This window comes from Paenibacillus sp. SSG-1, assembly GCF_002224835.1.
In the GTDB taxonomy this organism is placed as follows: Bacteria; Bacillota; Bacilli; order Paenibacillales; family Paenibacillaceae; genus Paenibacillus_AQ; species Paenibacillus_AQ favisporus.
In genome coordinates this window covers 6,680,279-6,691,493 of record NZ_MBRK01000001.1, presented here as the reverse complement: position 1 = coordinate 6,691,493, position 11,215 = coordinate 6,680,279, and the positions used below count along the sequence as shown (strand labels likewise).

Here is an 11,215-nt window from a genome sequence, read left to right as displayed (position 1 = left end):
AACCCCCGCTCTCCCCCCGCCACACCGGACTGGAGCAGATTATAGATGTTGGCCAGGTCGTTCAGCGGGCGGACAAACTGGCGGGAGTAGCTCAGGAAGCTCGCGATCACGCCGACGGTAATGAGGCTTTTGACGGCGAGAATCCCGCCGACGAGGGCGACGGCGGCAAAACCGATGTTGTTGATGACGTTCATGAGCGGCATCATGAAGCCGGAGCGGATCTGCGCTTTGAGCCCGACTTCAAACAAGCGGCCGTTGACCGCCTCAAACTCGTTGATCGCTTGATGCTCGTGATTAAACGCTTTGACGACTTCCATGCCGGAAATCGTCTCTTCGATATGTCCGTTCAGCATGCCAAGCTGAACCTGCTGCTCTTTGAACAGCACCGACGTTTTGCGTGTGACCGTGCGCGTCAGCAAATACAGAATCGGCACGGTTATGAGGCTCGCCAGGGTCAGGATCGGGCTGAGCACGATCATCATCACCAGCGAGCCGATAATGGCGATACCGCCGGCCATCAGCTGCGTGGTGGATTGGGATACGGTCTGGCTCACATTGTCGATATCGTTGGTCAACCGGCTCATCACTTCCCCGTGCGAGCGGGCGTCGAAATAAGATACCGGAAGCTTCTGCAGCTTCTGAAACAACGAACGCCGCAGTCCCGCAACGATTCGCTGCGACACGCCGGCCATCAGCCAGCCCTGCAGAAAGACGAGCACGACGTCCGTGATATAGGCTGTTGCCAGCACGATAATAAACGACTGCAGCAGCCCGAAAGCGACGCGTCCCTGGTTCGCGGACATAGCGTCGATCGATTTACCGATCAGAAACGGTCCGATCAGGGTTACGCCCGCATCGATGATGATAAACACCATGATCAGGCTGAGCAGCTTGCGCTCGCGTCCGAAATAACGCCACAGGCGCCCCATCGTTCTCCGGAAGTTTTTGGGCTTGACCGGCTTGCCCCGTCCCATGCCCCCGCTTCCGGGTCCCCTCATCATCCCGCCAGGGCGTCCCGCAGGACCCGGTGCCCCAGGAGGCGGCGTCTGCTGTGCCTGTGCGGCTTCATTCTGCGGCATGCGGATGCATCTCCTTTCCCATCTGGGATTGGTAAATCTCCTGGTAGACCCGGCACGTCTCCATCAGCTCTTCATGCGTGCCCGTGCCGACCATCTCCCCGCGGTCCATTACCACGATCCGGTCGGCATCCATGACCGACGTGATCCGCTGGGCGATCAGGATGCAGGTCAACTCGCTGGCATACGTCCGCAGCGCTTCCTTGATTCTGGCTTCGGTCGCGACGTCCACCGCGCTCGTGCAGTCGTCGAGAATCAAAATTTCCGGCTTCTTCACCAGCGCCCTGGCAATGGACAAGCGCTGCTTTTGTCCGCCCGAGAAGTTGACGCCGCCTTGGCCGATCCGGCTGGCATATCCTTCAGGCGAAGCCATGATGAAGTCATGCGCTTCGGCGATCCGGCACGCCTCTTCCATTTCATCTTGGCTCGCGTCTTCTTTGCCCCATTTCAAATTGTCCTCCACCGTGCCGGTGAAGAGCATGATCTTCTGCGGAACGACGGCGATCATCTCACGCAGCGCATGCGGGTCCATGTCCCTCACGTCGGTGCCGGCCACTTTGACCCGCCCTTCGCCGGCATCGTAAAAGCGCGGAATCAGGCTGACGAGCGTACTTTTTCCCGAACCGGTCGAGCCAATAATCCCCACGGTCTCCCCGGGAAGGCAGGTCAGCGTAAAGTCGCGAATGACCGGGTCGCCCTGGGTTCCCGCATAGGAGAAGCTCACATGCTCGAAGTCGATGCGTCCGCGCTGAGAAGCGCGTTTCGCCGCCGACTTCCCTCCATGATCCAGCCCGCTTCCTTCGGCAAACACTTCGCCAATCCGTCCGGCGGACGCCTTGGCCCGCACGAACATGTTGAAGACGTTGCTGATCATCATCAGCGAGAACAGCATTTGCGTCATGTAGTTAATGAACGCGATGATGCTGCCGACCTGCATCTGCCCGTTGTCGACCCGAATCCCGCCGATCCAAAGGACGGCGATGATGCCGAAATTGAGGAAGAGCGAAATCCCCGGTCCGAAAACGGACATGACCCTCATCGACAGGACCGAGCGGCTGGACAGCTCCGTGTTGGCGCTTTCAAATTTTTCCACTTCGTAATCAAAGCGGTTGAACGCCTTGACCACCCTTACGCCCGACAAGTACTCGCGCATGACGCCGTTCACTTTATCCAGCGCCCGCTGTACCCGGATAAAGAATGGAAAACCGATCTTCATGTTCAGCATGATGAGAACGGCCACAACCGGCACTACCACCGCCAACACGAGCGACAAATGCACATCCAAACGGATGGCCATAATGAGGCTGCCCACGCACAGCAGCGGTGCCTTTACGAAAAACCGCATCATCCCGTTCACAAAGTTCTGCACCTGGGTGACGTCATTCGTCAGCCGCGTGATGAGCGAGGCCCGGTCGAACTTATCCATGTCTTCAAACGATAGGGACTGGATTTTCCGGAACAAATCGGACCGCATTTCCGCCCCAAACCGCTGTGACACATGGCTTGAAATAATGTTTCGGGTGGAGGCCGACACCGCGCCAACGGCGGTGATCAGGAGCATAAGCCCTCCGTAATGGAGGACTTGATCCATCCGGCTCTGGGCCACCCCGACATCGATGACCTTGGACATCATAGTCGGCTGCAGCAAGTCGCACAGCGACTCTACCGCCAGAAACAATACCGCTACGCAAAACAGTTTCCAGTATTTCTTGACGTACTTGTTGAAAAAGGACATGGCTGCATCACCTTTTTACGCTTATTTGAGGTAAAGCTACATGTTCACCGATATGTAATTTAAGACATATACACTAGTGAAGATTACTCCTTTTTCGGTCATCTGTCACGACCAATATCCGGCAAAAATCTTTTATTCCCTAAGCCACTTGTCAAAAAACTCGCGGTACCCTTCCTTCATGATGCGGCTGGAAAAGCTCTCAAACGCGTAGCTCCGGTTGTCCCAGGAATAAGAAGACGGCGATGCCGCAGCCATGTTGACCAGCTCAAACCAATTTTTTTCGTTCCCTGAAAAGGAATGCCGGGCGCTGATATGGCCGTAGCATGGGTGCTCGGGCTTTACGACGATTTTGCCCATGGCGAGCGCCTCGGTCAGCGGCATGGCGAACGTATCGAATTTCGAACAGTTCCAGTACACCTTCGCCGTGTTCATCAGCTTAAAAATATCATCCTGGCTCAGCGCAAACTGCAGCCGGACATTGAGCGGGATGTCGTATTTCTTCATGCTCTCCCGGTATCGTTCGCCCCCGAAGACCATGTACACCTCTTTGTCCGGATTCTGCCGGGCATACTCCAGCACGAGATCCGGCCGGCGGTTCTCCTCGTCCCGTCCGATCCACAGAATGCGGTTGTTCACGATCTGCGACGGGTCAAAATGCCGCTCCGCCAGATCCTCGCTGAATCCGATCGGGATCACATCCACGTCGGTTACCCCGAAATTACGGGCAAGCTCGCCTTTCAAAAACTCGGTCTGCACGACCGCCTTGTCCACCATTTGATAAAAAGGCTTCATCATGTCGTACCCCGTCAGGGCCGGATCGGGAAAGCTGTGCGGAAAGAGCACGCTGTTTTTAAGAAACATTTTCAGATAGGTAAATCCGGATACGGTATAGATCACGTGCTCGATGCCGTTCGCGTAAATCTGGTCCAGCACGATGTCATAGTTTACCAGGTCACCCTTCTCATGCTCGTATCCCGGCACCCAGTCATACCCGCTCACATGGCGCTCCGGAGATATAAAGACGATATCCACCCCCAGCTCGCGGCCGATGGCCTGCAGGCGGTCCGCAAAGACGCGCGGCCCCTGCCTCTCGGTAAATTGGATCTTTCTCATGACCAGTCCGACTTTGTTCATAACTTCATCATCCTTTATCTGCACTGCCTTTCTGAGTTGAGAAATCAACAGGTATACGGGTCAGGACAAGAGCGGGCAGGCCAGCAGCGCCATTTCCAGGCATATACGGCGTTCCGGCTCCAAAAAGTCCTCCCCGAGAATTTCATTTAGTTTGTCCAGACGGTTGTACAGGGTCTGCCGGTGGATAAACAGCGCCTTGGCCGTATCGTTCTTCGAGCCCATGTACTGCAAATAGACGTCGAGCGTCTGCACCAAATGCAGGTGATGCTCCTTGTCGTAAGCCATCAGCGCCCCAAGCTGCTCCTCGACGAACGATTGGAGGAACGCCTTGTCCGGGATAGCCTTCAGCAGCTGGTAGACGCCGATCCGCTCGTAGAACAGGCTGCTGCGCATCAGCTCCACCGAGCGGGATACCTCCATCACTTGCTCCGCTTCCTTGAAGCTTTTGTGCATGTCGGTCATCCGCGGGCGGATGCTGCCAAAGCCTGCGTGCAGGCTGAACGGCTGGGTATGACCCACGCCCGTCAGGCGCAGGCTCTCCACGATCCGGCGCACCGCCTGCTTCAAGGCCGCCGCGTTGTCCCCCGAAGCGGAACGCTCCCGCGCGCACAAAATGTAGATGCGATGCCCTTTCTGCATCAGCAAATTGCGCAGACCGTGCTTCTTGAGCAGGGCGCGCAGCCGGACGAGGAGATCCTGCTCCTCCGCTTCGATCCGGTCCCGGTCGGGGCGAAGGGCGCTGTCGGGATACTCCAGCTCGACGATGCCGCCGATGAAAAGGACCTCTCCCTGCTTGGCCGGCCGTACGCCCATCCGGGACCGCGCCGCCTCTTCGTCCTCCAGCTGGTCGGACAGAATGTCCTGGATCAGCTGGTTCTGATCTCGCAGATGCTTCTCCTCCAGGAACAGCATCCGCAGCAGCAGCGTGGCCAGTGATTTGGCCGTGTAGTCCAGCAGCAGGACGATCCGGTCCAGCGGCTGCTCGCCCGGGAGGATCATTCCCACGTACGCCAAAGTCTCGCCGAGACAGATGACGGGCTGCGAGAGCAGCAGCCGGTCGCCCGGCATCGGAAAGCGGCTGGGCTCCTGGGCGGCCGCTTCATTTCCCTCCACCTGCTTGCGGTAAAAGAAAGTCAGCTCATCCGCCTCCTCCGAGGTTGCCGGCTTCGGACAAAATTTATTCGCCTCCACGGACGAATGATACACAATTTGATAACCCGTGTATTCATATAATACATGGAGAACGGCATGAACATCCGTACTCTGCAGGGTAATCTGCTGCAGCCGGCGGGAAAAGGCCTCCAGATCCTTCAGCAGCTGATGCTGCTGGTTGATCAGCAGCCCGTGAATATCCTGGGTGATTTCAACGAAGCGGACAGGCTGCTCGAACACGAGCAGCGGAAAATCACACTGGTCCGCCAGCTCGATAATTTCCTCCGGAATGTTCTCGATGCTCGTGCCCAGCTCCACGCACAGCCCCGCCGCCTGCTGGCGGATGAGCTGCTGCATGTAGGACAGGCGCTCCTGCTCGTAATGATGGAGCCAAAGGCCGGTGGTGAGGATCAGGTCGTTCTTCGTCACGAACGGGGCCACGTTCGTGATTTCGAGAATATGCACCCAGCCCACCTCACGGTCCAGGCCGTTCGCTCCGGCAATCAGCCGGGCCCGCTTGAACACCGGGCGCTCCAGCACTTCCCGGATATGCAGGTTGAAGCCGCTGCTCATCGGCATTCACATCCCTTATGTTAATTATGGTAACACCAGCCGAACATTATGTCCTGCCGCTGCGGCAAACGGATTGACAAGACGTATGATGAATACGCGCCGATTCGATTGTACACTTTTAATATATTATGAGGTGAGGTGATCTGTCATGAAAATCGGAGTACCCAAGGAAATTAAAAACAACGAAAATCGCGTCGCCGTCACGCCGGCAGGTGCCCTCGAACTGATTCAGCACGGACATGCGGTATATATCGAGCATCAGGCCGGAGCGGAAAGCGGATTTCCCGATGAAGAATACAAGCAGGCCGGAGCCACCATTCTGACGGAAGCATCGGAGGTGTGGTCCCAGGCCGATATGATTATGAAGGTGAAAGAGCCGCTTCCCAGCGAATACGGATATTTCCGTAAAGGGCTCATCCTGTTCACGTACCTGCATCTGGCCGCTGAGCCGAAGCTGGCCGAAGCGCTGGTGCAGTCCGGCGTTACCGCCATCGCCTACGAAACCGTAAACGTGAACGGCACTCTGCCGCTGCTCACGCCGATGAGCGAGGTGGCCGGACGCATGGCGGCGCAGATCGGCGCCCAGCTGCTGGAGCGCCCGCATGGCGGCAAAGGCATCCTGCTCTCCGGCGTTCCGGGCGTGTCGCGCGGCAAGGTGACGATCATCGGCGGCGGCACGGTCGGCATGAACGCGGCGAAGATCGCCGTGGGTCTCGGCGCCGACGTCACCCTGCTCGACCTCAGCATTCCACGGCTGCGCCAGCTGGACGATATTTTCGGCAGCCAGATCAAAACGCTGGTGTCCAGCCCGTCGAACATCGCGAAGTCGGTTCAGGAGGCGGACCTCCTGATCTGCGCCGTCCTGATTCCGGGCGCCAAAGCGCCGCGCCTCGTCACCGAGGAGATGGTCAAATCGATGAAGCCGGGCTCGGTCATCGTGGACGTGGCGATCGACCAGGGCGGCATCGTCGAAACGATCGACCATATCACGACGCACGATAACCCGACGTACGTGAAGCACGGCGTCGTGCACTACGCGGTGGCGAACATGCCGGGCGCGGTGCCGCAGACCTCCACCTTGGCGCTGACGAACGCCACCATGCCGTTCGCCCTGAAGCTGGCCGGCGAAGACCTGCAGCATCTGCTGGCAACGAACAGCGCCATCCGCAGCGGGGCGAACGTGGTCAACGGCAGTATCACCTACGAGGCGGTGGCCCGCGACCTCGGCTACGACTACGTGCCGGCGGAGAAGGCACTCGGACGCATTAAAGTATAGCTTTCACTCATCCCTACGGGATCGATGCCCATGTCAAAAACCGGCTTCCAGATGTATAGGAGCCGGTTTTTTTGGGTCCGCTTCGGTTACTTTACTTGACAGTAATTTGAATCTCGGCCGATTCCTCGAAACGCTCGTCCGTGGACTTCAGGCTAAAGTCTGGACGCGCGGTGATCGTGTACTTCCCTGGAGGAAGGGTGCTCCACCTGGCGTCCTTCAGCATCTGGGCGGGCAATTCCTCATTCGGGTGGGCCTTCTGATAGATCGTAAAGTTATAGCTTGGAATATCGATGAATGAGTCCAGCTGATCCAGAAACACATCGCCGGGCGAATAGGTAGTGGGGATCAGGATCGCAGGGATAAGGGTGCCCCCTCCCTCCCCCGCCTCATCGCGAATCTCAAAGTAGAACGGCTTAAAGCCTTGATTAACAACTGCCTCCTTGTCCCCCAGGTACTCCAGCTGCGCCCAGATCGGAATCGGCTTGCCGTAGGGAACCTCCGTTTCGGCAGCATACAAGGACAGCTTGAAATCCCCCAACGTCTTCGTGGCATGAATCTTCGACTTCCCGTTCACCGGGACAGGCGTATCCACATGCACCGTGTTGAACTCCTTGTCGTAAGAAACTTTGGCTCCCATCGCCGTGGAAACGTCGCGCAGCGGGACGTACGTCGAGTTCCGGTAGGAGAACATCGGACCGGTTCCGCCTTTCGCCTCTTCCCCGTTAAAAACCAGCCGCGGCTGAACCGGCTTGACCTGAAGCGAGTCGGAGGAATAGGCGGCAATGGATAAGCTCCATGCGGCGGTGGCCAGACCGGTTACCGCAGCCGCCCGTATCCATAATTTGCTCATGCTGCTGCACCCTCTTTTCCATGAATCTGTATGCCTCAGAACTCATTGGACATTTTAATCACTTAGCCCAATCATACATGGTTGTGGAAATTATTTGAAGTACCAGGGGTGCAGCAACACACCGTTATAACCCCTCTTGACTGCCCTTGGAGATAGCAAGAAGGTTCTCGCGAGATACTTCTCAGAAAATCCTCTACTTGTAATCAGAGGTTCTCGGAGGTTCTGAGAGGTACACGAGGTTTCACGAGGTCTCACGAGTTGCTCAAAAGGACCTCATTCACGAGGTTCTCAGCAATCTCTTCGTCCCATTGTCCGCCTCCGCGGATCTGAAGCGCCGAACTAGCACCCAGTCATACAAAAGCGGGATGAGCAGCAGACTGAAGAGGGTGGAGCTGATCATGCCGCAAACGACGACAATGCCGAGCATTTTCGAGATAACCGTGTCGCTGCCGCTTGAAAAACACAAAGGCATCAGCGTCAATACGGTGGTCACCGCCGTCATCAATACGGGGCGTACCCTGGAGGAAGCACCGAGAAGAATCGCTTCCCTCGGGGCCATCCCTGCGGATAGATGGCGCTCGACCCGGTCCACCAGCACGATGCCATTCGTTGCGGCAATGCCGGTAATCATCAGCAGGCCGACAAGCGTGGCCAAATCCCACTCTCCCCCGGTCAGGACCAGTCCGGCAATGGAGCCGATAAATGCGAAGGGAATACCGGCCAGCACGCAGAGAGGAGCCCTCCAACCCCGGAAAACCATGCTGAGTATCAAAAGGATCAGCACAACGGAAACCGATAAAGCGATCGCCATTTCTCCGATCATTTGTCCCACTTGAGCGGTGATGCCGTTCATCGAATAATGCACGCCGGCAGGCAGGGTCAGCTCACCCAGACGTTTCTGGACTTGTCCGGCGACCCGCTCGATATCCCTGGACGTAATATTCGCGGTCACTACGGCGAAAGGCTCGCCGTCCCGCTCCCGAACGACCTGCGTCCCGGCAGCCCTCGTCAAGGTTGCCAGCTGTTCCAGCGGCACAGGCTTGCCGTCTTTGCCCTGGAACGTTTCCCGCCCAAGTACGGCCAGCACCTCCATTTCCGGCAGTTCCATGCCGGAAGCGTCATCGCGGGCGGCCGGGAGCTCGGTCCGGATTTCAAGGCGAACCGTTTCCTGCCTTCCGGCGTTCATCTCGACGAGCGTCCCTCCGGCCAAATAATTCCGGACTCTTTCCATCACCTGCTCCGGCTTCACACCGGCGCGTTCCAGCTTGGCCCGGTCCAGCTCGACCCGGTAACCCGCCAGGCCATCCTCATCGTCGGCTGCTCCCAGAACGCTCAAATCCGCCATCCCTTCGAGGCTGCTGCGGATCGATCCCGCGGCCTGCTCCAGCGTGGCGCCGTCGGCCCCGGTTAAATCAATTTTTACTTGAGAATCATCTCCGGAAATATTCTGGTTCGTGACGGTCACCACAGCGCTCCCCGACAAAGCGGTCAGCCGCTCCTTCAGCCTCGCCGTCACCGCGTCAACGTCCTCGCCCTTTTGCACGGACACGGCAATATTGGCGATATTGTCGCCTTGGATCCAACCTCCGCCCGCGTCAAACACATCGTCGAACTGAGGCGTAAAAGTGGAACCCAGCACCGAAGAATAAGTGGAAATTCCAGTATCCGAGGCCAGAACTTGTTCCATACGCTTTACAGCAGCATCCACTTGAGACAACGTCATCCGTTCGGGAAATTCCAGCTGGACGTTAATTTGACCCGTGGCGCTGGCAGGTAAAAAGTTCACCGGCAGCAGGAAGCCTCCAGCGACGGCACCTGCTAACAGCACCGCAAAGACGGATATCAATCGTCCTTTCCGGGGGAAGGCCCACTGCAGGACTCGCCGGGTGACGGGTTCGAAGGCTGCGCCGGAAGCGCTGCGGAGGTCCTTCTGCCATACATCATACAAAGCAGGAACAACCAAAGCTGCTACCAGCAATGAGGTTAGTAAGGCAATGACCACTGACCACGCGAACCCCGAGAACGCAGCACCAATCATCCCGCCGACCAAAGCGATGGGAAAAAACACCGCAACGGTCGTCGCCGTCGACGATACGATGGCTGGCAGCATTTCCTTGGCCGCTTCGGATATCCGCCCGGAAGATGGAGATTTGGATTGGCTCTGCTTGCGGTGGATATTGTCGAGGATCACGATCGTGTCGTCGATCACCCGCCCCATCGCTACGACGAGTCCCGAAACAGTGAGAATATTGAGGCTGAATCCCATCACGTGAAGCAGCCCCGTGGTTACCAGAATGCAAATCGGCAGCGACAGCGCAATGAGCAGCGTGGACCGGATGTTACGGAAAAAGAGAAATACGCTGACCATGGAAAATAAGCATCCTAACAGACCTTCCCGAAATAACCTGTTCAGGGAAGAGTGAACCTGCGCTCCCTGATCAAACATGACGGAAAGCTTCACATCCTCCGGCGGGTAGCCGGTCATGCCTGAGAGACGGCCACGAATGCCCTCCGATACTTCCGTGATGTTGGCCGACGGTTTTTTGAGAATGTCCAGCACGACGCTCGCAGCACCTCCGGTTCTGGAGATCGTCTGTTTGTCGACCAGGGAGGGAGACAAGGCCGCAACCGAGGAGAGAGGCACGCTCTGCCCGTCGGCTCCTTGGATGGGAAGGTCCATCCAATCCGTCTCATTCAGCTTCCAGCCCGAAGCCTCAAGAGGAATGGACATGACGCTGTCCGTCAGCTTGCCTTGGACCGAAGGAAAACTCACCCCGGCCAGGGACTGCTTGACGTTATCGACCGTTACCCCCGTCTTGGCCAGATCTTCCATCCGAACCGACAGAACATAACCGTTCTTCGCGGAGCCGGTAGCCCGGACTTCGCTTACGCCCGGTGTATGCAGCAGTTCATCGGCGATTTGGGCCTGAACGGTCGTTCTCAGCGTATCCTCATCCACTTTTCCTGAAGGACTTGTAACTGTCAGTCTCATGATCGGAAAAGAACTCGTGCTGACGCGGGTAACGGTCGGCTCTCCCGCGCCTGCAGGTAAAGCTACATCCCGCAAAGCATCGGTTACATCCCGCTCGGCACGATCCATAGTGTAATTCAAGGGAAAATACAAGCTGATCAGGAGTCCGCCGTTAAAACTGTTCGTCTCCATCGATTGCAGCTCTTCCACGCCGCGGACCGCCTGCTCAATCGGCCTCGACACGGCGTTTTTGTTCTCCTCGGCCAGGAAGCTCGGGGCATGGACCGTAATCATAAGCGTAGGATTGTTGATCGGCGGGAGGTAGTCCCGATGCATACGGTAAGCGGATATTCCCCCCCAGACCAGGATGATGGCCAGCAGGATCAGCATCAGCACCGTTCGTTTCATCGCTGCCTCGATGAGTCTGTTCATCATTACTCAGCTCCTT

At 57.3% G+C, this 11,215-nt stretch carries 7 protein-coding genes; 1 reads left to right on the top strand and 6 read right to left on the bottom strand.

Features of this window, described 5'->3' with window-relative positions; translation table 11 throughout:
- From BCV73_RS35995 to BCV73_RS30475, 4 genes are all read right to left on the bottom strand, one after another.
- On the bottom strand, nucleotides 1-1,079 hold a 1,079-nt coding region (locus BCV73_RS35995; protein WP_481855812.1), incomplete at its 3' end, for an ABC transporter permease.
- Entirely contained in the window at nucleotides 1,066-2,811 is a 1,746-nt protein-coding gene (locus tag BCV73_RS30485) for an ABC transporter ATP-binding protein (RefSeq protein WP_089549630.1), read from the bottom strand. The genes BCV73_RS35995 and BCV73_RS30485, both read right to left, overlap by 14 nt.
- A 132-nt stretch (nucleotides 2,812-2,943) precedes the next feature.
- Nucleotides 2,944-3,945 (bottom strand): glycosyltransferase, encoded by a 1,002-nt coding sequence (locus BCV73_RS30480; RefSeq protein ID WP_089549629.1) that lies wholly within the window; start codon nucleotides 3,943-3,945, stop codon nucleotides 2,944-2,946.
- A 60-nt stretch (nucleotides 3,946-4,005) separates the two neighbouring features.
- Nucleotides 4,006-5,670, bottom strand: coding sequence for a PucR family transcriptional regulator (locus tag BCV73_RS30475; RefSeq protein ID WP_089549628.1), 1,665 nt, complete (start codon nucleotides 5,668-5,670; stop codon nucleotides 4,006-4,008).
- A 148-nt stretch (nucleotides 5,671-5,818) separates the two neighbouring features.
- Between BCV73_RS30475 and ald the strand changes: the two genes are divergently transcribed.
- Nucleotides 5,819-6,946, top strand: a complete 1,128-nt coding sequence (ald, locus tag BCV73_RS30470) for an alanine dehydrogenase (RefSeq protein WP_089549627.1) — start codon at nucleotides 5,819-5,821, stop codon at nucleotides 6,944-6,946.
- A gap of 91 nt (nucleotides 6,947-7,037) precedes the next feature.
- Here ald and BCV73_RS30465 read toward each other — a convergent pair whose 3' ends face one another.
- Nucleotides 7,038-7,796 (bottom strand): stalk domain-containing protein, encoded by a 759-nt coding sequence (locus BCV73_RS30465; protein WP_089549626.1) that lies wholly within the window; start codon nucleotides 7,794-7,796, stop codon nucleotides 7,038-7,040.
- A 277-nt stretch (nucleotides 7,797-8,073) separates the two neighbouring features.
- Nucleotides 8,074-11,199: an efflux RND transporter permease subunit gene (locus tag BCV73_RS30460; RefSeq protein ID WP_089550471.1), complete on the bottom strand. Its 3,126-nt coding sequence runs from the start codon at nucleotides 11,197-11,199 to the stop codon at nucleotides 8,074-8,076.
- Between the last annotated feature and the right edge of the window lie 16 nt (nucleotides 11,200-11,215).